General features: G+C 61.5%; 17 protein-coding genes. 8 read left to right on the top strand and 9 right to left on the bottom strand.

Annotated features, from left to right (window positions below):
* Positions 1–133: 133 nt before the first annotated feature.
* The gene (locus AC0IYH_RS09195) at positions 134–4,789 is read left to right on the top strand and encodes a dermonecrotic toxin domain-containing protein (protein WP_471833969.1); all 4,656 of its coding nucleotides are present in this window, start codon (positions 134–136) and stop codon (positions 4,787–4,789) included.
* Here the strand turns inward: AC0IYH_RS09195 and pdxR are convergent.
* Complete coding sequence (gene pdxR, locus AC0IYH_RS09190) at positions 4,749–6,296, bottom strand: MocR-like pyridoxine biosynthesis transcription factor PdxR (protein ID WP_471833967.1); 1,548 nt, start codon at positions 6,294–6,296, stop codon at positions 4,749–4,751. The two genes, AC0IYH_RS09195 and pdxR, sit on opposite strands and share 41 nt — an antisense overlap.
* Before the next feature lie 90 nt (positions 6,297–6,386).
* Here pdxR and AC0IYH_RS09185 point away from each other — a divergent pair, with 90 nt between their 5' ends.
* Genes AC0IYH_RS09185 through AC0IYH_RS09175 form a run of 3 tightly spaced genes read left to right on the top strand, consistent with a single transcriptional unit; the run spans position 6,387 to position 8,156 of the window.
* On the top strand, positions 6,387–7,025 hold the full coding sequence (locus AC0IYH_RS09185; protein WP_471833965.1) for an FMN-binding negative transcriptional regulator: 639 nt from the start codon (positions 6,387–6,389) through the stop codon (positions 7,023–7,025).
* The gene (locus AC0IYH_RS09180) at positions 7,022–7,468 is read left to right on the top strand and encodes a GNAT family N-acetyltransferase (RefSeq protein ID WP_116627051.1); all 447 of its coding nucleotides are present in this window, start codon (positions 7,022–7,024) and stop codon (positions 7,466–7,468) included. Before AC0IYH_RS09185 ends, AC0IYH_RS09180 begins: the two co-directional genes overlap by 4 nt.
* A gap of 10 nt (positions 7,469–7,478) precedes the next feature.
* Entirely contained in the window at positions 7,479–8,156 is a 678-nt protein-coding gene (locus AC0IYH_RS09175; protein ID WP_471833963.1) for a GNAT family N-acetyltransferase, read from the top strand.
* Between the two features lie 3 nt (positions 8,157–8,159).
* On the opposite strand, the gene AC0IYH_RS09170 is transcribed toward AC0IYH_RS09175, so the two are convergent.
* On the bottom strand, positions 8,160–9,056 hold the full coding sequence (locus AC0IYH_RS09170) for a homocysteine S-methyltransferase family protein (RefSeq protein WP_471833962.1): 897 nt from the start codon (positions 9,054–9,056) through the stop codon (positions 8,160–8,162).
* A 112-nt stretch (positions 9,057–9,168) separates the two neighbouring features.
* Between AC0IYH_RS09170 and AC0IYH_RS09165 the strand changes: the two genes are divergently transcribed.
* Entirely contained in the window at positions 9,169–9,990 is an 822-nt protein-coding gene (locus tag AC0IYH_RS09165) for an ABC transporter substrate-binding protein (RefSeq protein ID WP_122774489.1), read from the top strand.
* Positions 9,987–10,790: an amino acid ABC transporter permease gene (locus AC0IYH_RS09160; RefSeq protein WP_241092342.1), complete on the top strand. Its 804-nt coding sequence runs from the start codon at positions 9,987–9,989 to the stop codon at positions 10,788–10,790. The genes AC0IYH_RS09165 and AC0IYH_RS09160 overlap by 4 nt, the downstream gene beginning before the upstream one ends.
* Positions 10,791–10,795: 5 nt before the next feature.
* Here AC0IYH_RS09160 and AC0IYH_RS09155 read toward each other — a convergent pair whose 3' ends face one another.
* Entirely contained in the window at positions 10,796–11,071 is a 276-nt protein-coding gene (locus AC0IYH_RS09155; RefSeq protein ID WP_122774488.1) for a helix-turn-helix domain-containing protein, read from the bottom strand.
* Positions 11,068–12,402 (bottom strand): type II toxin-antitoxin system HipA family toxin, encoded by a 1,335-nt coding sequence (locus tag AC0IYH_RS09150; RefSeq protein WP_471833959.1) that lies wholly within the window; start codon positions 12,400–12,402, stop codon positions 11,068–11,070. Before AC0IYH_RS09150 ends, AC0IYH_RS09155 begins: the two co-directional genes overlap by 4 nt.
* Before the next feature lie 324 nt (positions 12,403–12,726).
* Between AC0IYH_RS09150 and AC0IYH_RS09145 the strand changes: the two genes are divergently transcribed.
* Entirely contained in the window at positions 12,727–12,918 is a 192-nt protein-coding gene (locus tag AC0IYH_RS09145) for a hypothetical protein (RefSeq protein WP_471833957.1), read from the top strand.
* 108 nt (positions 12,919–13,026) lie between these two features.
* On the opposite strand, the gene oadA is transcribed toward AC0IYH_RS09145, so the two are convergent.
* Both oadA and AC0IYH_RS09135 read right to left on the bottom strand, forming a co-directional pair.
* A complete protein-coding gene (gene oadA / locus AC0IYH_RS09140; protein WP_122774486.1) occupies positions 13,027–14,835 on the bottom strand; it encodes a sodium-extruding oxaloacetate decarboxylase subunit alpha in 1,809 nt (602 codons plus the stop codon).
* A gap of 11 nt (positions 14,836–14,846) precedes the next feature.
* Complete coding sequence (locus AC0IYH_RS09135) at positions 14,847–16,262, bottom strand: acetyl-CoA carboxylase biotin carboxylase subunit (RefSeq protein WP_003213442.1); 1,416 nt, start codon at positions 16,260–16,262, stop codon at positions 14,847–14,849.
* Between the two features lie 195 nt (positions 16,263–16,457).
* Here AC0IYH_RS09135 and AC0IYH_RS09130 point away from each other — a divergent pair, with 195 nt between their 5' ends.
* Entirely contained in the window at positions 16,458–17,432 is a 975-nt protein-coding gene (locus AC0IYH_RS09130; RefSeq protein ID WP_116627058.1) for a LysR family transcriptional regulator, read from the top strand.
* Here AC0IYH_RS09130 and AC0IYH_RS09125 read toward each other — a convergent pair.
* From AC0IYH_RS09125 to AC0IYH_RS09115, 3 genes are all read right to left on the bottom strand, one after another.
* Positions 17,362–17,559: a PA3496 family putative envelope integrity protein gene (locus AC0IYH_RS09125; protein WP_101273659.1), complete on the bottom strand. Its 198-nt coding sequence runs from the start codon at positions 17,557–17,559 to the stop codon at positions 17,362–17,364. The two genes, AC0IYH_RS09130 and AC0IYH_RS09125, sit on opposite strands and share 71 nt — an antisense overlap.
* Before the next feature lie 125 nt (positions 17,560–17,684).
* Positions 17,685–18,551: a transcriptional regulator HexR gene (hexR, locus tag AC0IYH_RS09120; protein WP_003177007.1), complete on the bottom strand. Its 867-nt coding sequence runs from the start codon at positions 18,549–18,551 to the stop codon at positions 17,685–17,687.
* Positions 18,552–18,710: 159 nt separating this feature from the next.
* Complete coding sequence (locus AC0IYH_RS09115) at positions 18,711–21,587, bottom strand: EAL domain-containing protein (protein ID WP_471833953.1); 2,877 nt, start codon at positions 21,585–21,587, stop codon at positions 18,711–18,713.
* Positions 21,588–21,656 lie beyond the last annotated feature (69 nt).

The following is a 21,656-nucleotide window of genomic DNA, read 5'->3' as shown; positions in this document are numbered from 1 at the left end:
TGCAAAATCTCCTGTGGCGAGCCCGCTCGCCACAAAGGCCTCGCCATTGAACAGTTAACTACCGCCCCACCCGCTTTACACCTCGCTACTTTCTGGCGCTCCCACCGCCTTTTTGTCAGCAAGGAATCGCTCCATGGCTCAGGCCCCAACCGTTACCGCCAACACCAGCCTGCTGCTCACCCAACTCACCACCGGCCCGTCGATACGCGAGGTAGCGGCCAATACCTTGCGCCCCGCGTTGAAAGAGCTGTACCCCGAGCAAGACATCGACCCGGACCAGGCCATTGTGGTCTCGCCCCATTGGCTGATCGTCGACAACAATGAACTCGTGCCCGGCGAGCCCTCCAGTGAATCGCTCACCGGGGCGCTGGCCTGGCAGGCGGTGTCCGAAAAGCCGGTGGTCTATATCGACGGCGAACACTACCTGACCTACCGGCACACCAGCGGCCCGGACCTGCACCTGCCGGTACGCATCGACGCCATCGGCCGGTTGATCAATGAGCTGGCGCCGGTGCTGTTCACCGCGTACCAGGAACAGCAACTGGCCTTCTGGAACGCCACCGCCGGCCCTCGCGGCACACGCTGGCAAGCCTTGGCGAGCAACCTGCAAAAGGCCTGGGATCTCCCCAGCTCGGTGAATTGGGACGAGGACGAGCGGGCCATGGCCAGGAACGTGTTCGTGTTCCCCGATTACGCCACGCGCCTGCCCAACGACAAGTACGCTACCCGTACCTACTTGATGGACGTCGATATCACCATCGCCAGCCACACCGAACACGTCAGCCTGGCCTCGCTCGCGATCCTGATCGGCACCCACGAGCAACGCACGATGATCCTGACGTACTCGATTGCGACCGGCTATGAGCAATTCGACGACCTGGAAACCCTCGGTCGAACACTGATCATGCACACTGCCCTCCTGACGGACGATCCGCTGCAATGGCGATTGTATGAGCCTGAGGGGAATTTCTTCGAACACCAGGCCTGCATCTTGATCGGCCTGCAAATCGAAGCCCTTGGCGAACTCAACGCGCTCACGCAACCGGTCAATGGCGCGACCGAGCACCAACGACCCGAGTTTGGCCAACTGTCGACAGCCGACCGGGTCAAGCTGGAAAAGATCGGTGACGCACTGCCCGACTGGCTGCGGGACGCGGCCGCCGCCGACCTGTCCAGCTATAGCCGGCGCATGCTCGACCTCGCCGCCCTGAACAGCACCAACAACCATAAAACCTTCCAGGAAGGTATTGCGCCGATTGGCGAGTACACGCTGCAAGCCATCGCCAACGCCATGGCCGCGAACCTTACGACCGAGCAAAAGCAAAGCCTGGGCCTGGGCGACACCACCCAGCTTGAGCAGCAACTGACGCTCAAACTGGCCCATGTGCACATTACGGTCACCAGCCAAGTGGTCTGGGGGCTATTTACCGCACCCGGCCTGGTCGATACCGCCACGTTCAGCCTGGCCCAGTTGGCCCTCGAAAACCTCATCGCCCTGCCATTGGGCAACAAGCGCGCGCACTACCAGAACGGCCGCGACCTGCCGAGCTGGATGACCGTGGACTACCTGCTGGCGTTGATCAGCGAGGTCAACATCGGCGAGCAATACCCCAAGCTGATCAAGGACACCCTGCTCGCCGACCCTGCCCAGTCCCTGAGCCGGCAAACCCTTTATGTCGACCAACTGCGCCAGCAGCTGCCGCTGTTGGCCTTGCAGTGCAAGATGCGCAATCAATACGGCGTCGACGAGCAAGGCTATCGCTACATCTGCGCGGCGATGGAAACCGACCCCAACCAACGGCGCGTGGACGGCCAGCCCATCGTCATCCGCCCCCTGGCGTTTGTTCCCACGCGGCGCCTGAGCCAGGCTGCCGACCGGGTCGGCAACATGTTCGTCATCGGCCCCCAGGACACCACCAGCGGCCCGTGCCTGTTGTACCGCCCACTGTTCGATAAACCGTTGCTGCAGTTTGCCTCGCCGAACAACCTGATTTACGCCATCAAGCAGACCACGTCGGTGCGCCAGTCGGTGCTGGCCTGGCTGCCCGACAGCGTGCGGTTTGAATACGCGCAGTTCGTGTTTCCCGGTTCGCTGACCTCACCCTGGGTTCTGTCCAAGCTGCTGGTCGAACCCTTGACCGCCCTGACCATGAGCGGCCAAGTGATAATCGGCAACGAGATACTGCATGAAGACGCGCTGGCGTCGCTGTTCAAGTCCAATGCCGAGGCGCTGGTGGAGCTGGCGGATAAACAATCGGTGTCCAATGCCGAGGCGCGTTGGGAGAGTTTCAAGCACGCCGGCTGGCTGATCTTCAACGCAGCCCTGCCGTTCCTGGGCAAGACCGTGGGCGCGGCGGCCTGGATCAATCAACTGATCGAGGATGTGCAGCAAGTGGTCGACGCCAGCGAAACGGGCGACAGTGACGCCAAATGGTCCGCCCTCACCGATATTTTCCTCAACCTCGGCATGGCCCTCGCGCTGCACCTGGCCACCCGCAATGCGCCCGCTGGCCGCAGCACAGAGGCCATAGCCGCGGACCTGGAAGCGCTCGCCCCCACACCGAAAAAAGCGCCAATCAGCCAACTGCCAAATATCGAAACCGCGCAATTGCCTGCGGGCCACGAGTCGTCCCTGCATACCCTGGGGGCCTTGGCCCGCAAGACCTTGAGCCTGAAGACTACCCTCGACAGCTTCGCCGTGCCCAGGCCCGAAAACCTCGGCGCGCAACAGACCGCGCCCGACGCGTACCAGCATCTGTACCCCCTGGACACTCACTGGTATGCCCCAGTGGGCGAGCGCTGGTTCCAGGTGGTGGTGGATGAAAATGACGCGGTGATGATCGCCGACACCCAGCAACCCACCCGCCTCGGCCCCTTGCTGATCAACAACCGCGCAGGCCAGTGGTTCATCGATACGCGCTTGCGCCTGCGCGGCGCGGGGCTGCGCAGCCGATTGAAAAAAAACCGCAGCCTCAAACCCGCCACCATCAAGGAACTGCGCGTGCAGATGGACGCCTTCGACCACGCGAGGCCGGAACAACACGCGGTGCTGGAGGCCGCACGTGCCGCCAGCCGGGCCGCGCCACCGGAAATGGCACCGGCGGCACTCGCCACCTACCTTGAGGCCCTGGACTTACGCCGCACCGACTACGACACCCAGATTTCCCGGCTCAAAGCATTGAACATTCTCGACAGTGTGCCGGACTACACCCGCTGCATGCTCAGGTACGTGGAACAGCAGCTGCTGATCGCAGAGGCGGGGATCGGCGAGCAGATAGTCACCTTCCGTGCCGACCTGCTAGCGGCAAAAAATCCAGCCACCCGCGACGTCATGACCCGCGCCGAGCAACAGCGCCTGGCCAACGCAACCCAGAGCATGATCAATCTCTATGACTACATCCATTCGCGGTTCAAGGAACTCAAGGGCTTGGGCGCCGAGGGCGCGACCCTGGAACTGCGCACTCGTACCAAGCTGCCGAAGTTTGACCTCGACGACCTAAAGGCCTTTCGGGTCTCCAGGTCGCGTTATGCGTGCGTACGGGAAAACGCGTCGGCCGCCGTGGCCGATGCGCGCACCCGCGTCAACGACATCATCGATTCGGCCGACATCGCCATTCAAAGCGCGTGCTTGCTGGCTGACGCGCTGCCGGAATCCCATCTTGCCCAACATATCGAGGTGCTGGACGACCTGGTCGACCAGTTCGCCGTGGTCAACCAGGACCTGCTGGACCTTTCAAGCGAACACCCGGCGGGCATACTGCAAGAGTCCGTGGAACAGGCCCGCAAACACATCGAAGAATTCGCCCAACGGGTCGCGAAGCAGTTGCAAAGCGCCCTGCGTGAGCAAAAAGCCCTGGAGCCCAAGCCTGGCCCGTCGACCGCGCCGCCGCCGCCCAAACGAAAAATCATCAAGACCCGCAAGGGCTTCATGGTCGGTGAGCCGCGCGAACACGAACCGGACCTGTACGACGTCAAGGCGCCCATGACCGGCCAAGTCATTGCGACCTTCCACGAAAAACACCCGGATGTCTGGGTTCAACGTCAACCCGCCCAGCCCAAGACCAGCCGCACGCCCACCTTGAGCCTGGCCAACAGCCTCAAACGCGGCCGCGCCTTGCTTAACGATGCCGAAGGTTTTATCCAGCGCACCCAACTGCTTGCTAGCGACACCCAACGCTTGCCGGTAGAAGTTGTGGAGAAATACCAACGCCAGGCGCAAAAGCTGGAACAGGCCAGCCAGACAATCGATAGCGCTTCCAACGCCAGTAACGAGACCGACAACACCGCCGCCGTGACCGTGACCCAGCGCCTCAACGAAGAGGTAAAAAGGCTCTACAGCGAAGCACGGCGCGTCAATATCGAGATGCTCAAGGCACGCCCGCCAACCGCGGCCCACCTCGAAATACTGTCCAGGGAGGGTGAAATCAGCATTGAGCCGGTGGGCAAGCGCCAAAAGCTCAGGGCCAAAAAGGGCTTCATGCAGGAGTATGAAATCCGCGACAAAAAAACCAGACAGCCACTGTGGTATGCCCATTTTCACTATGAAGCCCTGGACACGCAGGATGAACGGTACACCACGGCCCACCTGAAAACCCTGGCCCAACGCCGCCTCGGTGGGGCCTTCGACGAGCGGGCCGCGACGCCCGAACAGGCCCGGGAAATCTATCGCAGCAAGATCGGCCCGCAATTGGCCCGGTCGCTGTTTTTGAGCCCAGCCCCAACACCCACCCCCGGCACCAGCGGTACGGCTAGCCCCAAACCTGGCCCAAGTACTCCAAGGCAAGGCTGATCTGCGCCTCCGGCACCGCCGCAAACCCCAGCACCAGGCCGGTAAGTGGCTGCGCCGAGCCACTGGAATTGGGCAGCGAATAGCTGCTCAACCCATTGATTTCCACCCCGACGGAGGTGGCCTGCTCGATCAGCTCACGTTCGCGCGCCAGGCTATCGACCGGCACGGTCAAATGCAGCCCCGCCGCCACGGCTGGCAACGGGCCAACGCCGGGGATCGCCTGGGGCCATTCGGCCAATAGCACATTGCGCCGGCTCAAGGCGGCGCGCCGCATGCGACGTACATGCCGCTGGAAATGCCCGGCGGCCATGAACTCAGCCATTACCGCCTGGGTGCTGACCTCGGAATGGCGCACATCCACCGCGCGGCGTCGGGCAAAGGCCTGCACCATCTCGGCGGGCAACACCAGATACCCCAGGCGCAATGCCGGGAACGCGACCTTGCCGAAGGTACCGACGTAGAGCACCCGCCCGCTGCGGTCCAACGCCGCCAGTGGCGCCAAGGGTGCGCCGCTGTAACGGTATTCGCCGTCGTAGTCGTCCTCGATGATCCAGCCACCCGTGCGCTCGGCCCAGGCCAGCAACTCAAGGCGCCGCGCCAGACTCATCACTACGCCCAACGGGTACTGATGAGACGGCGTGACATAGGCCAGGCGGCAATCCTCGATGGCGTTCAGCGCCGCGCAATCGATGCCTTCGCTGTCCACCGCCACCCCGTGCAGTTTTGCCCCGGCAATTGCGAAGGCATGACCTGCGGCGCGGTACCCCGGGTTTTCAATCGCCACGCCGTCGCCGGGCGTCACCAGCAACTGTGCACAAAGGCTGATGGCCTGCTGCGCGCCACTGGTGATCACTATTTGCTCAGCGCTGCATTGCAGGCCGCGTGAGCTGCGTAGATACGCGGCGATCAGGCCGCGCAAACGCGCATCCCCCACCGGGTCGCCGTAACACAGCTGCTGCAGGTCCGGCTTGCGCCAGAAAGCCGCGTTCAGCTTGGCCCAAACGTCAAACGGGAACAGATCGAAGGCCGGCACCCCCACCCGAAAAGCCCGTGGCGGCCCCGTCGGCGGCAGTGGCAAATGGTTGTTTTCCACGCGCCCCAACGCCGCGCTGTGGATAACTTGACTGGAGGGAATCACCGGCAAATCCAGCCAATCTGTGGATAACCCTGGGGATAAGCCTGTTGAAAACCCTGTGGATACTTTTGTGGATAGTTTTTTTGCAGTCCCTGGGGGTTGTGGCAACTGCGCCACATAGGTGCCGTCGCCGACCCGCCCTTCGATAAAGCCTTCGGCATACAGCTGGTCGTAGGCGCGCACCACGCTGTTACGCGAGATCGACAGTGCCGCCGCCAGGTCGCGGCTGGCGGGCAGCCTGGTGCCGCTGACCAGCCGCCCGTCCAGCACCCGTTGGCGCAAGGCCTGGTACAGCTGGCGCGTGAGGCCGTGGCGGCGGTCCAACTCGATGCCGGCGGGGTTGAACGACAGCGGTGGCTCGATCGGCGGCATCGGATTGGACCTATCAAATTGGCATTAGATGGCTCTTACAACGAACCATTAGCCTGCCTAGGATGCAGGCATTCGCCAAGGAAAATCTTCATGTACACACCCCGCGCCTTTGCTCTCGACGATCTGCCCGAACTGCAGCAACTGATGCACCACACGCGCCTCGCGCAGTTGGTGACCTTCGGCGAGCAAGGCCTGGTGGCCAGCCATTTGCCGTTGCTGCTCAACCCCGATGAAGGCCCCAATGGCACCCTCTACGGCCACTTGGCCAAGGCCAATCGCCAATGGCACGACCTGCAAAACGGCGCCGAAGCGCTGGTGATCTTTGCCGGCGCCGAGGCCTACATCAGCCCGGCGTTCTACCCGGCCAAGGCCGAGCACGGCAAAGTGGTGCCAACCTGGAACTACCTGGCGGTGCACGCCTACGGCCTGCCACAGGTATTCACCGACGCCGAGCGCCTGCTCACGCTGGTGGGCGCCCTCACCGACCGCCACGAAGGCGGCCGCGCGCAATCGTGGAAAGTCAGCGACGCCCCGGCCGATTACATCGACGGCATGCTCAAGGCCATCGTCGGCTTTGCGCTGCCGATCGAGCGCCTGATCGGCAAGCGCAAACTCAGCCAGAACCGCAGCGCCGAAGACATCGCTGGCGTGCGCGAAGGCCTGGCTGCCAGCCCGGATGTGCGCGACCAGAACCTCGCGCGCTTTATTCCCCAAGGAGTTTCAGAATGAGCCAGATCGACATCCGCCCCGTCACCGCCGCCGACCACGCCGCCTGGTTGCCGCTGTGGCAGGCGTACTTGAAGTTCTACAACACCGAGTTGCCCGACGCCGTGAGCCAAAGCACCTGGCAGCGCCTGATCGACGCCGGCGAGCCGACCCATTCGGCGCTCGCCTGGCAGGACGGCAAGGCGGTGGGCATGGTCAACTTTATCTACCATCGCTCCAACTGGAGCATCGAGAATTCCTGCTACCTGCAGGACCTGTTGGTGGATCCGTCCCAACGCGGCACCGGTGTCGGCCGCAAGCTGATTGAGTTCGTCTACGCCACCGCCAAGGCCGACGGCTGCTGTAAGGTCCACTGGTTGACCCACGAAACCAATGCCACCGCGATCCAGTTGTATGAACGCATCGCCGAACGCCCAGGCTTTATCCAGTTCCGCAAAGGCCTTTAAGGAGAACACCATGACCACCTCGCTTGCCGACTGGAAAGGCGCCCCGGCGCCCACCGTGCAACTGCTCGAAGGGCGCTTTATCCGCCTGGAAAGGCTCGACCCGGCGCGCCACGCCGACCAACTGTTCCAGGCCCTCGAAGGCCCTGGCGCCGACCCCAAGCTGTGGGACTACTTGCCCTACGGCCCATTCCCCGAGCGCACCGCATTCGATGCCTGGCTGAACAACCACGCTACCAGTACCGACCCGTACTTTTTCAGCGTGATCGACCGCGCCAGCGGCCAGGTGCAGGGCATCCTCAGCCTGATGTCAATCGTGCCGGCCCAGGGCCGTATCGAAATCGGCCACGTCACCTTCGGCGCGCCGATGCAGCGCTCGCCGAAAAGCACCGAGGCCGTGTACCTGCTGGCCAAACACGCGTTCGACCAGGGCTACCGCCGCCTGGAATGGAAGTGCAACAACGGCAACGCCCGCTCCAAATACGCGGCCGAGCGCCTGGGCTTCAGTTTTGAAGGGGTGTTCCGCCAGCACATGGTGGTCAAGGGGCAGAACCGCGATACCGCGTGGTACTCGATCCTGGATGGGGAATGGCCGGCGATTGGCGCGGGGTTTGAGACCTGGTTGTCGGAGGCCAACCAGGCCGGTTCGGGTCAGGTTAAAGGCCTGGCGCAGTGCCGCCAGGCGAGTTAAGCGTCACGCCAGATGCTGGGCCAGCACCGCAATGTGTTCCGGCCCGATCCCGCAGCAGCCGCCCAGATGGGTGGCCCCACGCGCCTGCCAATCGGCTGCCCAGTGCAGGTAGCCGGGCGGGTCGAGGTCTTCGCGCAGTGGGTCGAGGCCATCGTTGGCCGTGGCTTCCTTGGGTTGCGGCGGGAAAGCGTTGGCGTAGGCGCCGATCTGGATCGTCACGCCCAGGCGCTCGAAGGTCTGGCGAGCGGTATCGATAGCCGCCCCGATCACCTCAGGCTGGCTGCAATTGAACAGCAACACCTGCACGCCCAACTGCGCCGCCGCTTCGGCCGCGTCCGCCACCGGTTCGCCGGAACGCAGGCGTGGCACCTCGTCGGTGTCTTCGTCCTTCAAGGTAAATGACAGCCAGAAGGGTTTGCCATCTTGAGGCAAACCGGCGTGGATCGCCCGCGCCTCGGCGATCGAACTCTGGGTCTCGGCCAGCCACAGGTCGACATGCGGCGCCAGGCCCTGCACCAGCGGGGTCAGCAGTTCAGACACGCGCTGCGGTTCAAACAGGTCCGGGCGATACGAACCAAACAGTGGCGGCAGCGAGCCCGCCACCCGCACGGGCTTACCGGAAGCATCCACCGCCCGACGCGCCAATTCGCCGGCCAGCGCTGCCAACGCCTGCCCTTCTTCGGCAAACCGCGCTTCGCCGATATGAAACGGCACCACCGCATAGCTGTTGCTGGTGATGACGTCAGCACCGCTCTGGATATAAGCCGCGTGCACCGCCTCCACCGCTTGCGGGGCTTCGCTCAAGGCCAGCGCCGACCACTCCGGCTGCCGGAACGGCGCGCCACGGCGTTGCAGTTCACGGCCCATGCCGCCATCGAGAATTACAGTTGCTGCGCCCATATGCTTTTTACTCATAAGCTTATGAAAATAACTCACTATGAGAGTCGTTCTTATAACTATTTAATACGTTCAATTTCGTACATATCAACTCTTTTTTATAACGGTGCCTTCCTTGAAACGTAAATCCCTGCTGGCCTTGGGCCTGACGATTCTGGCTGCCTCCACCCAAGCCTTCGGCGGCGCCACCCTGGACCGGGTGGAGCAGAAGAAAGAGTTGGTGGGCGTGTTGATGGAAAGCTACCCGCCATTCTCGTTTCTGAACGACCAGAACCAACTCGATGGCTTCGATGTAGACGTAGCCAAGGCCGTAGCGCAGAAACTCGGCGTCAAGCTGCGCCTGGAAACCCCATCCTGGGACGTGATTGCCGCTGGCCGCTGGAGCGGCCGCTACGACATCTGCATCTGCTCCATGACCCCGAGCAAAGCCCGCGCCGAGGTGTTTGATTTCCCGGTGGAGTATTACGCCTCGCCCGCTGTGATCGTGGTCAACGCCAAGGATGACCGCATCCACAACGCCAAGGACCTCAGCGGCAAGAAAGTCGGGCTCACCAGCGCCTCCAGCTATGAGAGCTACCTGAACAAGAACCTGGTGATCGAAGGTGCAGAAGACACGCAGCTGCAATACCCGTTCGAGGACGTGCAAATCGCCCCGTATGACACCGACAACGTGGCCTTCCAGGACCTCGGCCTGGGCGCCGGCGTGCGCCTGGATGCGATCCTCACCAACCTGGTCACTGCACAACCGCGACTGACCCAGGACAAACGCTTCAAGCTGGCCGGTGAGCCGCTGTATTCCGAGCCCAACTCGGTGGCCATCGAAAAAGGCGACCCGCAGTGGGACGCCAAGGTGCGTGAGGTCTTCGCCCAACTCAAACAGGACGGCACCTTGAGCAAGCTGTCGCAAAAATGGATCGGCGCCGACATCAGCCAATGAGTGCTTTTCCAAAACCCGCGCGGCCACTGCTGAGCTTTCGCACCCGCCTGTACCTGACCTGGGCGGCGCTGTTCGCGCTGTTCGCCAGTTTTTTCCTGAGCTTTGACCTGAAGTTCTCGATCATCCTCGATAAGCTGCCCAACCTGGTCGGCCTGCACCTGGCGCCCAACGGCTTCCTGCAAGGCGCGGCACTGACGGTATTTCTGTGCCTGTGCTCGATTGTTGCATCGTCGATATTGGGCTTTATCACTGCCCTGGGGCGCTTGTCGAAAAGCGCCGTAGCCTTTGGCATCGCCAGCTTCTACGCCTCGTTCTTTCGCGGCACGCCGCTGCTGATCCAGATCCTGCTGATCTACCTCGGCCTGCCGCAACTCGGCCTGGTGCCAGGCGCCATCGTGGCCGGGATCATCGCGTTGTCGCTGAACTACGGCGCCTACCTGAGCGAAATTTTCCGCGCCGGCATCCTCGGCGTCCCCCACGGCCAACGGGAAGCCGCACTGGCGTTGGGCATGCGCGACAGTGCAATCTTCTGGCACGTCACCCTGCCCCAGGCCATGCGCACGATCATTCCGCCGGCCACCAACCAGTTCATCTCGATGCTCAAGGACTCGTCCCTGATTTCGGTGATGGGCGTGTGGGAAGTGATGTTCCTGGCGCAGTCCTATGGCCGCTCCAGCTACCGCTACATCGAGATGCTCACCACCGCTGCGATCATTTACTGGGTGATGTCCCTCGGGCTGGAACTGATCCAGGCGCGGATGGAGCGCCATTACGGCAAGGGGTATGTGCGCCGGGGGTGAGCGAACTAGAAGCGGCGGTTAAGCTTCACCACTCCCATCTTCAAGCCGAAGGGCCTGAACACCGCGTTCAATGATTTGAGGGTCTGGTTGCCTTCACCATGTTCGATATGCACCAGGGTGCGCACAGAGATTTTGCACATCCTGGCGAACTGGCTCTGGTGCAGCCCGGTAACTTCGGTGCGCAGGCGACGTACCGCATCGCCGATTTCAAGTGAGCCGTCGGCCAGGCCCTGTTCGATGCGCTCGATCAACAAGGCGCGGGTATCCATGCTGGTGGTCATCTCAGGCCCCACTCTTGTAAACGCTGGTCCAGTTTCCCCAGCGGAATGTGGCGATGGTTCAGGGTGACGAAGGGTATGCCGCCGTCGACCAAAATGTCCGGCAAAGCGCGCAGATGCTCAGCGTCTTTACGTAAGCGCTCAAAAGCCTCTTCAGGATCAATCATCCCGATAAGCGCATCACAGACGCCCCGCCAGTTTATCTGTCCACCCGCTTCCAATGGCTCAGGCCATCTTGTTGTTCGAACAATGCCCTCAGCATCCATGACCATCGGTGCCAAGTCATAGATAGGCGCCAGACGCAGAGAGGCAGACTCGCGGATAACCGAGGTATTACGACCGTGGTTATCCGAATTACCCAGCACTTTATTCAGCAAGTCTCGACGTAAATACTCCGCAACGAGATCACCGACCTGGTCCTTCTGACCCACCTTGATCCATTGATTCACCAAAAGCCGGATCACCTCCAAGTGCGACATTTCAGCGCCAGGAATCAACACATTCGCCATAGAGTAGATGGACTCGACAGCCAAACGCTCGACGCCTTGTTCAGTGACCCTGCGGTCGAAGCGATGCATCCACAGGCTGGGCTTTGCGGCCTCTTCCAATGCCAGCCCCTGCGAAGCAACCGTTTCTATTCCGAGAGCCTGAAGCGCCTTGTAGTAGTGGAATTCACTTCTAAGAATGTCCTGGTCGGTCTGCGTAGCCTTGTTACGCGCGAATTTGATGAACCAATGCTGGGTGACGTCGGCGTCATCCAATATCGCATCCGGGTACAGTAGCCCCTTTGCGTCTTCCGCCATCAGCAACTTCGGTGCTTCCCCTCCGGCGCCGCTGGCTCCTCCGATTGCCGCACCTTGCTCGTAGGCATAATCCAGAAAGGCGTGATCGCGAATAATCACTTCCTGTCGGGGAAAACCAATGGGGGGCCTGTCGCTCAACGCCTCAACCGACTCTTTGATACGCATGTTGCCTACAGGCGCAGGGGTGCTGTGCCCCAGCAAAAAAAGATCAGCGTCAATATCGTCCGGCTTGTTCCGGCCGATCCGCGCCATCAGAAAACGCTTCGCTGCTCCCGCCGGCGCGATATCGTGCAAAAACGCAGGCGCTGCCTGAAGGAAGTTGATTTCCCAATCCAGCGGATACCGAACGCTCACCGCCTTGCAAAAAGGCAGTTGAATGTCCTCGAGGTTTTCGACGAGGTACTCACTTTTGTAAGCGAAACGGCAAGCGCCTTTGAACCCCTTCTGCGGCTCAGGAAACTCCAGGCGCACAGCATCATGCCAATGGCCCGTGATGAAGACCTGAAGCGTCATCTGATAGATGGTATTCATTTGCAATTTAATGCACCCGAAAGCAAGTTCTTAATACCATATGCGCAATATAGTGCATCCGCAAGGGACGCCCACCGCATTAAAATGCATTAAAATGCATTTACGTAAACGGAAAAAGAAAATTCACGCATTAAACTGCAGATACCCTGCGCTGCGAAGGTACAGGGCAGAGGCGCTCTCTATCCCCGCGTACTAGAGACAACTCCCGTAAAACAGTGGTCGCCAGCCTGACATTTATCCCCCCGGCATCTCGCTAAATTCCCGACCTCATTCATCTGAGGTCGGAAAAACATGCCCTGTACACACCAACGATTTGCCCTTGTCATGGCGCTTGCTGTCAGCATCTCCAGCCTTCAAACCGTGCAGGCGCAAGGCAATGTCGAGCGCATGCCCTATCAATTCAAGCCCGATGACGTCATTGAAGCCCAGTGGTACGAAATACCTGAGAAGCAAGCGGCCCCCATCGACGGCTACCTGACCCGTAAAGCGGCAGCCAGAGCAGCGAGCAAGGCCTGATGGCACAGTGGAAGATGCGCTTCTAATCCCGGCCAGCCATAAATCCCAGGCGAAAAAAAGGGGGGCACCTGCCCCCCCGAGGATTAAACGGTAGTGTCGAAGGCGATATCAGCCTTCGATTTCAATCAGGATTTCACCCGGGTTGACCCGGTCGCCCTTGGCCACATGCACGGCGGTCACCTTGCCGGCAATGGCTGCCTGCACTTCGGTTTCCATCTTCATGGCTTCGGTGATCAGCACGGCCTGGCCGGCCTTGACCACGTCGCCTTCCTTGACCAGCACGTCGACGATGTTGCCCGGCATTGCCGTGCTCACATGGCCCGGCTCGGTGGCGTGCTTGCGTTTGCTGCCGCCGCTGCTGACAAACTCGTTGAGCGGTTCGAACACCACTTCTTCCGGCATGCCGTCGATGGACAGGTAGAAGTGGCGCTTGCCTTCGGCCTTCACGCCGACACCGGTGATGTCCACGCGGTAGCTTTCACCGTGCACGTCGATGACGAACTCGGTCGGTACGCCTTCGCCACCGGCGCGGGCCACACCGCCGGCTTCGGGGATCGGCAGCAGCACTTCAGGGGCCAGGGTGCCGGCGTCGCGTTCTTCGAGAAACTTGCGCCCGATGTCCGGGAACATGGCGTAGGTCAGCACGTCTTCTTCGGATTTGGCCAACGCGCCGATTTCGCCACGCAGCTTGGTCATTTCCGGCTTGAGCAGGTCGGCCGGGCGCACGTCGATCACTTCTTCGCTGCCGATGGCCTGGCGACGCAACTTCTCATTCACGGTGCCCGGCGCCTTGCCGTAGCCGCCTTGCAGGTAGAGCTTCACTTCGTTGGTGATGGTTTTGTAGCGCTCGCCGGCCAGCACGTTGAAGAACGCCTGGGTGCCGACGATCTGCGAGGTCGGGGTGACCAGCGGCGGGAAGCCGAGGTCTTCACGCACACGCGGGATTTCGGCCAGCACTTCGCTCATGCGGTTGAGTGCGCCCTGCTCCTTGAGCTGGTTGGCCAGGTTGGAAATCATCCCACCCGGCACCTGGTTGACTTGCACGCGGGTGTCGACGGCGGTGAATTCGCTCTCAAACTGGTGGTATTTCTTACGCACGGCGTAGAAGTACAGGCCGATTTCCTGCAGCAGTTCCAGGCTCAGGCCGGTGTCGAATTCACTGCCTTTGAGGGCCGCAACCATCGACTCGGTGCCCGGGTGGCTGGTGCCCCAGGCGAAGCTGGAGATGGCGGTGTCGATATGGTCGGCACCGTTTTCAATGGCCTTGAGTTGGCACATCGCGGCCAAACCGGCGGTGTCATGCGAATGGATAAAGATCGGCAGGCTTTGCTCGGCCTTCAGCGCCTTGACCAGTTCGCCGGTGGCGTACGGGGTCAGCAGGCCGGCCATGTCCTTGATCGCGATCGAGTCACAACCCATGGATTCCAGCTGCTTGGCCTGGGCCACAAAGGCCTCGACGGTGTGCACCGGGCTGGTGGTGTAGGCGATGGTGCCCTGGGCGTGCTTGCCGGCAGCTTTCACCGCTTCAATGGCCACGCGCAGGTTACGCACGTCGTTCATGGCGTCGAAAATGCGGAACACGTCGATGCCATTCACCGCAGCCTTGGCGACGAAGGCTTTGACCACGTCGTCGCTGTAGTGGCGGTAGCCCAGCAGGTTCTGGCCACGCAGCAGCATTTGCAGGCGCGTGTTAGGCAGTGCCGCACGCAGTTTACGCAGGCGCTCCCACGGGTCTTCTTTCAAAAAGCGCACGCAGGCGTCGAAGGTCGCGCCGCCCCAGACTTCCAGGGACCAGTAGCCGACTTGGTCGAGCTTGTCGCAGATCGGCAGCATGTCGTCGGTGCGCATGCGCGTGGCCAGCAACGATTGGTGGGCGTCGCGCAGGATGGTGTCGGTGACAAAGATTTTCTTGGACATTGTTGTATTCCTCACAGGCCTGCGTGGGCGGCGATGGCGGCGGCGATGGCCAGGGCCAGCTCTTCGGGTTTGCGCTTGATCGAGTAGTTGGTCAGCTCAGGGTGGCTTTCCACGAAGCTGGTGTTGAACTGGCCGCTGCGGAATTCCGGGTTGCGCAGGATTTCCTGGTAGTAGGCGGCCGTGGTCTTCACGCCTTGCAGGCGCATGTCGTCCAGGGCACGCAGGCCGCGGTCCATGGCTTCTTCCCAAGTCAACGCCCACACCACCAGTTTCAGGCACATGGAGTCGTAGAACGGCGGGATGGTGTAGCCGGTGTAGATCGCCGTGTCGGTGCGCACGCCGGGGCCGCCGGGCGCGTAGTAACGGGTGATCTTGCCGAAGCTGGGCAGGAAGTTGTTTTTCGGATCTTCGGCGTTGATGCGGAACTGCAACGCGAAACCACGGTGCTGGATGTCTTCCTGCTTCACCGACAGCGGCAGGCCGGAGGCGATGCGGATCTGTTCGCGAACGATGTCGATGCCGGTGATTTCTTCGGTGATGGTGTGTTCCACCTGCACCCGGGTGTTCATCTCCATGAAGTACACCTCGCCCTCGGCGAGCAGGAACTCCACGGTGCCGGCGTTCTCGTAGCCCACGGCCTTGGCCGCGCGCACCGACAGGTCGCCGATGTAGGCACGCTGTTCAGGGGTCAGCTGGGGGCTGGGGGCAATTTCGATGAGCTTCTGGTTACGGCGCTGGATCGAGCAATCACGCTCGAACAGATGCACCACGTTGCCAAAGCTGTCACCGAGGATCTGCGCTTCGATGTGCTTGGGATTGACGATGCATTTTTCCAGGAACACTTCCGCCGAACCGAAGGCCTTGGTGGCTTCGGAGATAACCCGGGGGAAAGCTTGTTCGAGTTCTTCACGGCTGTTGCAGCGACGGATACCGCGACCGCCACCACCGGAGGTGGCCTTGAGCATCACCGGGTAACCAATGCGGTCGCCTTCGGTGAGGGCTTCGGCGATGTCGGCGACGTTGCCTTCGGTGCCGGGCGTCACCGGTACACCGGCCTTGATCATGCTGCGGCGCGCTTCGGTCTTGTCGCCCATGCGGCGGATGACTTCGGCGGAGGGACCAATGAACTTGATCCCGCGTTCGGCGCAGATGTCTGCCAGTTCGGCGTTTTCCGACAGAAAGCCGTAGCCAGGGTGCAGTGCATCGCAACCGGTTTCCACGGCCAGGTTCACCAGCTTGCGCGGGTTCAGGTAACCGGCCAGGGGCTCGGCACCAATGCTGTGGGCTTCGTCGGCACGTTTGACGTGCAACGCATGGCGGTCGGCGTCGGAATAGACCGCGACCGAGCGAATGCCCATCTCGGCGCAGGCACGCACGATTCGTACGGCAATTTCACCACGGTTGGCGATCAGGATCTTTTTTATCACTTGGAAATTCCCTTGAGCCGATTGCTGCGTTGTTCGACCCGCTAAACCCGGGTCGGCGCGTGACCAAATGTTTCATGACAGTCGCGAGACACACACTAAGCCCCAGCAAGGATTAACAAAAATCAATAATTATTGGGTTGTGTATAAGTAAAGACTTATAGTCAGCGCATCACGGCCAGGACGGGGAATTAGATAATGCGTAAGTCATTGATGCGTATGACATTGCGTCAGTTGCAGATTTTCAATGAAGTCTGTGATTTGCGTTCCTACAGCCGTGCAGCCGAGGAAATGTCCCTCACTCAGCCGGCCGTTAGCCTACAGATTCGTCAATTGGAAGAGCTGATCGGCCAGCCATTGTTCGATTACGTCGGCAAAAAGCTCTACATGACCGAGGCCGCCGAAGCCCTGCAACGGGCCAGCCGGGATATTTTCGGGCGCCTGGAAAACCTCGATATGCAGCTGTCGGACATGCAGGGTTCGTTGCAGGGCCAGCTGAAACTGGCGATTGAATCCAGCGCCAAGTATTTCGTGCCGCACCTGTTTGCCGCGTTCAAGCGCCAGCACCCGGAGGTGCAGTTGCACCTTACGGTGGTCAACCGCGCGCAGGTGATTCGCCGGCTTTCGGACAACCGCGATGACTTGGTGATCATGTCCATGGTGCCCCAGGACATGGGCCTGGAATTCCTGCCCTTCCTCAACAACCCGATCGTCGCCGTAGCGCCGCCGGATCATCCGCTGAGCCTGCAAGGGCCGCTGCGCCTGCAGGACCTGGAGCCTTACACGCTGCTGCTACGCGAACCGGGCTCTGGCACGCGGCTGGCCTGCGAGGAGTACTTCAAGGAGAAACGCGTGCACTTCACCCAGACGGTGGAAGTGGCCTCGGCCGAGGCGCAGCGTGAATGCGTGTGCGCCGGGCTGGGCGTGGCCCTGCTGACGCGCCATGCGGTCAACATGGAACTGGCCACCGGCGGGCTCAAGGAGCTGCCGGTGGAAGAACTGCCGCTGTACCGCAGCTGGTGCCTGGTGCAGGCCAAGGCCAAGCGCCTGTCACCGGTGGCCCATGCGTTCCTGGGCTTTATCCGCAGCGAACGGCTACAGATCAGCGCGCTGGCTGAGCGTTTCGCTGGGCAGCCACGGGTGCCTGCCAGTGCAGTTCCGGGTAGTCACTGATGCTTTGCAGCAGTTGGCGTTCGTCGCAGCGGTCTTCGATTGCACGACGGAACGCCATGCGGCGCTGGTCTTCCTGCTGACGACGGGTCTTGACGGAGCTGTTGCTGTCTTCGTAGGGACGGGCCATTTCAAGTCTCCCAAAGCGAGTACGAGGGAGTTCAGGATGGGCTTGGGGGATGACACGACTGTGACAGCTCGGTGAAGATTCTAAAAACACTGGAGATCAAAATGTGGGAGGGGTTTGAACTGAGGTTAGTCGTCCAGGGCTTTGACAGATTTAGGCGACAACCGCAGGCTGCGCAAGCTGCGCTTCACGCTCTTGAGGTGGTTGACCAGGCTCGGCCCGCGCGCCATGGCCACGCCCATCGCCAACACGTCGATCACTACCAGGTGGGCGATACGCGAGGTCAGCGGGGTGTAGATTTCGGTGTCTTCGTGCACGTCGATCGCCAGGTTGACCGTGGACAGCTCCGCCAACGGCGTCTGGCTCGGGCACAAGGTTATCAACGACGCGCCGCTTTCACGCACCAGGTTGGCGGTAATCAGCAGGTCTTTGGAACGGCCCGACTGCGAAATACAGATCGCCACGTCGGTAGGCTTCAAGGTCACCGCCGACATCGCCTGCATGTGCGGGTCGCTGTAGGCCGCTGCGGTCAGCAGCAAACGGAAGAATTTGTGCTGGGCATCCGCCGCCACCGCACCGGACGCACCGAAGCCGTAGAACTCCACACGCTGGGCCTGGGACATGGCGGTCACAGCCTTTTGCAGCTCCACCGGGTCAAGCTTCTCGCGCACTTCCATCAAGGTGTGCAGCGTGGTGTCGAAGATTTTCAGGCTGTAGTCGGCGACGGAGTCGTCTTCGTGGATCGCAAACTGGCCGAAGCTGGCACCGGCGGCCAGGCTTTGCGCCAGCTTGAGTTTCAAGTCCTGGAACCCCGAGCAACCGATGGCACGGCAGAAGCGCACGATGGTCGGCTCGCTGATGCCCACGCTGTGGGCCAGGTCGGCCATGGAACTGTGCATCACGGCCGCAGGGTCAAGCAGCACGTGATCGGCAACCTTGAGTTCCGATTTGCGTAACAAGTGGCGCGACTGGGCGATATGTTGCAACAGGTTCAAAGGGCAGGACTCTTGTTATTGGCAGGTGCCAGGGATGTAGCAAGCTTGTAGTTATACTACAAGAATTGTCGTTTTACCCGTCCGATGCATCACTAAATCGCCCTGCTCGCCTTTGAATCTAAGGGCAGCCATGTTGTAGCCACAGGGGCTGGCGGCGCGTCACGCGGGAAAATCTGCATTTTTCCGTAACAAATCTGCCAGCCCTTCGGCCTCCATCGGCCGGCTGATCAGGTAGCCCTGTACCTCGTCGCAACGCTCGACCCGCAGGAAATCCAGCTGCTGCTGATCTTCCACACCTTCGGCCACTACCTTGAGCGCCAGCCCGTGGGCCATGGCGATAATCGCCCGGGTGATGGCCGCATCCTCGCGTCCCTGGCCGAGGCCACGGATGAAGGTCTGGTCGATCTTTACGTAGTCCACCGGGATGCGCTTGAGGTAGCTGAGGGACGAATAGCCGGTGCCAAAGTCGTCGATGGCCAGCTTCACGCCCAGATCGCGCAGTTGCTGGAAGGTCGCAATGATGTGCTCAACGCTGTCGAGCAACTGGCTTTCGGTCAACTCCAGCTCCAGGTATTGCGGGTCCAGGCCAGTTTCTTCGAGCACCTGGCGTACCAGGCTGACCAGCTTGCCCTGGCGCAACTGATGCACCGACAGGTTCACCGACACGCGGATCGGCGCCAGGCCTTCGCGCTGCCATTCGCAGGCTTGCCGGCAGGCCTCGCGCAACACGAATTCGCCCAGCGGCACGATCAGCCCGGTCTCCTCGGCCAGGCCGATAAAGTCCCCCGGCGGCACCATGCCCCATTGCGGGTGGTCCCAGCGGATCAGTGCCTCGGCAGCGTTGAGCTTGCCACTGGCCAGGCACAGTTTCGGTTGGTAGAACACCGTGAGCTGGCGCTCTTCGATGGCCTTGCGCAGGTGGTTTTCCAGCTGCAAACGCTCAAGGGTGCTGGCTTGCAGGCTGTCGGTGTAAAACTGGAAATTATTGCCGCCCAGGTGTTTGGCGTGCTGCATGGCCATGTTCGATTGGCTGACCAGCGCGGAAATTTCCCGCGCATTATCCGGCAACAGGCTGACGCCCATCGAGGCACTGACCACCAGCTCATGCCCTTCCACCGTCACCGGCACACGCAGTTTAGCCAGTAGCCGAGTCGCCACACGCGCCAGGCTGGACAGGTTGCCGTAGGCATCGAACAGCACTGCAAACTCATCGCCGGACAAGCGCGCAATGGTGTCCGCTTCCGGCAACGCGTTGATCAAACGGCGGGCCATTTTCTGCAACAACTGGTCGGCCACTTCATGGCCGAGGCTGTCATTGAGCAACTTGAACCGGTCGAGGTTGATGTGCAGCAACGCCAGGCTACGCCCGCCCTGGCGTACGCGCTGATGGGCTTCGCGCAGGCGCTCGCGGAACAGCGAGCGGTTGGCCAGGCCGGTCAATTCGTCGTAGTGGGTGAGGTAGCGCATGCGCTCTTCGGATTCGCGCCGCGCCGACAGATCGGCGAAGAAGCCCACGATATGGCTGACTTTTCCGCGAACATCGCGCACCACGTTCAGCTGCAGCCACTGCGGGTAAAGCTCGCCGTTCTTGCGCGTTTCCACCAGCTCGCCCTGCCAGGTGCCGTGGCTGAGCAATGCCTGGCGGATCACCGGGAAGTGACGGCGCGCGTCGCGGCTGCTGGGCAGCTCCACGACGTTGCGGCCGATCATGTCGTCGATGTCAAAGCCGGTGACGCGGCTGAACGCCTGATTAACGGCGACCAGTACGTACTCGGGGTCCAGAATCACGATGCCTTCGCTCGCGGCCTCGAATACAGTCGAGGCCAGGCGCTGTTGTTCTTCCAGAGCCTTGCCGGCGCTGATATCGCGGCGCGTGCCGAGCATGCGCGTGACGCGCCCGCTGGGCGTGCGTTCCACGGCGCGGCCACGGTCTTCGATCCAGACCCAATGGCCATCGCCGTGGCGCACACGGTACTCCACCAGATAGTCCTCGCTGCGCCCCTTTAGGTGTTCCACCAGCGCACGCTTGAGCAGCGGCAAGTCTTCGGGATGCAGGCGCGGCTTGAGGTGGCTGAGCATGGCCGTGACATACTCGGGCTCCAAGCCGAACAGCTCTTTGAGCTGGGTGTGGTGAACCTCGTCGGTTTGCAGGTTCCAGTCCCACAGGCCCAGTTCACTGGCTTGCAGGGCCATGGCCAGGCGCGCTTCGCTTTTGTTCAGGGCCAGGCTGGCGGCGTCCAATTCCTGACTGCGTTGCGCCACGCGGTCTTGCAGACCAATCTGGGCTTCGCGCAATTCCTGCTCGACCTGCCGGCGCTGCTCGACTTCGCGCACCAGGTCCTGGTTCAGTTGCTCGCTGCGCTGCTGCGCCTGTTGCAAGTGCTCGATCAGCGCCTGGTTCTGGAAGCGCCGCAGCAGCCCGCGCTGGGTCAGGCGGTTGACCTGCCACGCCACCACGCTCAGGGACGCCAGCAGGATCAGGCCCAGCACGCCCCAACCTTTCTGCTGCGGCGTGCCGTTCCAGAACAGGTAGGCGATGGACGGCACCAGACACGGCAAGGCAAAGGACAGGAACGCCGGCAAGCTCACGGCATAGGCCACGCTGGCCGACAAGGTTGCGGCGCCGATCAAGCCGAAGACCCAGGCCTGTTGCATAAAGCTGTCCACCGGCACCAGGGCGATGGCGGCGGTGGCCAGGGTCAGGCCGCTGACCGCCGAACCGAGCATGAACATGCGGCCCCAGATCGGTTGGGCCTGGCGGCTGGGCATCGCCGAATCAAACGCTGCTACCTGGATCACGCGCATGGCCACCAGGGCCAGCAGCCACACCAGCCAGATGCTGTCCAACAAGTATTGCTTGGGGTTCCACAGTAGCCAGGCGCAGACCAGGCCGTTGACCAACATTAATAAGGTGGGCAGCAACGAGCCTTGATACAGCAGGCGCGTGCGCTCTACCGCCATCTCGGTTGCGTAGTGTTTGCGGATAACCTGCGCAGGCGCCGCCGAGGGGCCGAACAGGTCAGTGCTGAGGGTCATAGGCAGTGTTCTTATAATGGTGAGCCCGAAACGTCGACGGAGCATACACAAGCAAGCGCTTGGGCCAAA

It is taken from the genome of Pseudomonas sp. AC463 (assembly GCF_979253585.1).
Note: the sequence above shows the minus strand (reverse complement) of the source record. Positions and strands in the feature narration are given on the sequence as shown.

Coding starts and splice junctions, on each gene's coding strand:
- AC0IYH_RS09195 (WP_471833969.1), top strand. CDS start 134: ATGGCTCAGGCCCCAACCGTTACCGCCAACACCAGCCTGCTGCTCACC.
- pdxR (WP_471833967.1), bottom strand. CDS start 6,296: ATGCCGCCGATCGAGCCACCGCTGTCGTTCAACCCCGCCGGCATCGAG.
- AC0IYH_RS09185 (WP_471833965.1), top strand. CDS start 6,387: ATGTACACACCCCGCGCCTTTGCTCTCGACGATCTGCCCGAACTGCAG.
- AC0IYH_RS09180 (WP_116627051.1), top strand. CDS start 7,022: ATGAGCCAGATCGACATCCGCCCCGTCACCGCCGCCGACCACGCCGCC.
- AC0IYH_RS09175 (WP_471833963.1), top strand. CDS start 7,479: ATGACCACCTCGCTTGCCGACTGGAAAGGCGCCCCGGCGCCCACCGTG.
- AC0IYH_RS09170 (WP_471833962.1), bottom strand. CDS start 9,056: ATGGGCGCAGCAACTGTAATTCTCGATGGCGGCATGGGCCGTGAACTG.
- AC0IYH_RS09160 (WP_241092342.1), top strand. CDS start 9,987: ATGAGTGCTTTTCCAAAACCCGCGCGGCCACTGCTGAGCTTTCGCACC.
- AC0IYH_RS09155 (WP_122774488.1), bottom strand. CDS start 11,071: ATGACCACCAGCATGGATACCCGCGCCTTGTTGATCGAGCGCATCGAA.
- AC0IYH_RS09150 (WP_471833959.1), bottom strand. CDS start 12,402: ATGAATACCATCTATCAGATGACGCTTCAGGTCTTCATCACGGGCCAT.
- AC0IYH_RS09145 (WP_471833957.1), top strand. CDS start 12,727: ATGGCGCTTGCTGTCAGCATCTCCAGCCTTCAAACCGTGCAGGCGCAA.
- oadA (WP_122774486.1), bottom strand. CDS start 14,835: ATGTCCAAGAAAATCTTTGTCACCGACACCATCCTGCGCGACGCCCAC.
- AC0IYH_RS09130 (WP_116627058.1), top strand. CDS start 16,458: ATGCGTAAGTCATTGATGCGTATGACATTGCGTCAGTTGCAGATTTTC.
- AC0IYH_RS09125 (WP_101273659.1), bottom strand. CDS start 17,559: ATGGCCCGTCCCTACGAAGACAGCAACAGCTCCGTCAAGACCCGTCGT.
- AC0IYH_RS09115 (WP_471833953.1), bottom strand. CDS start 21,587: ATGACCCTCAGCACTGACCTGTTCGGCCCCTCGGCGGCGCCTGCGCAG.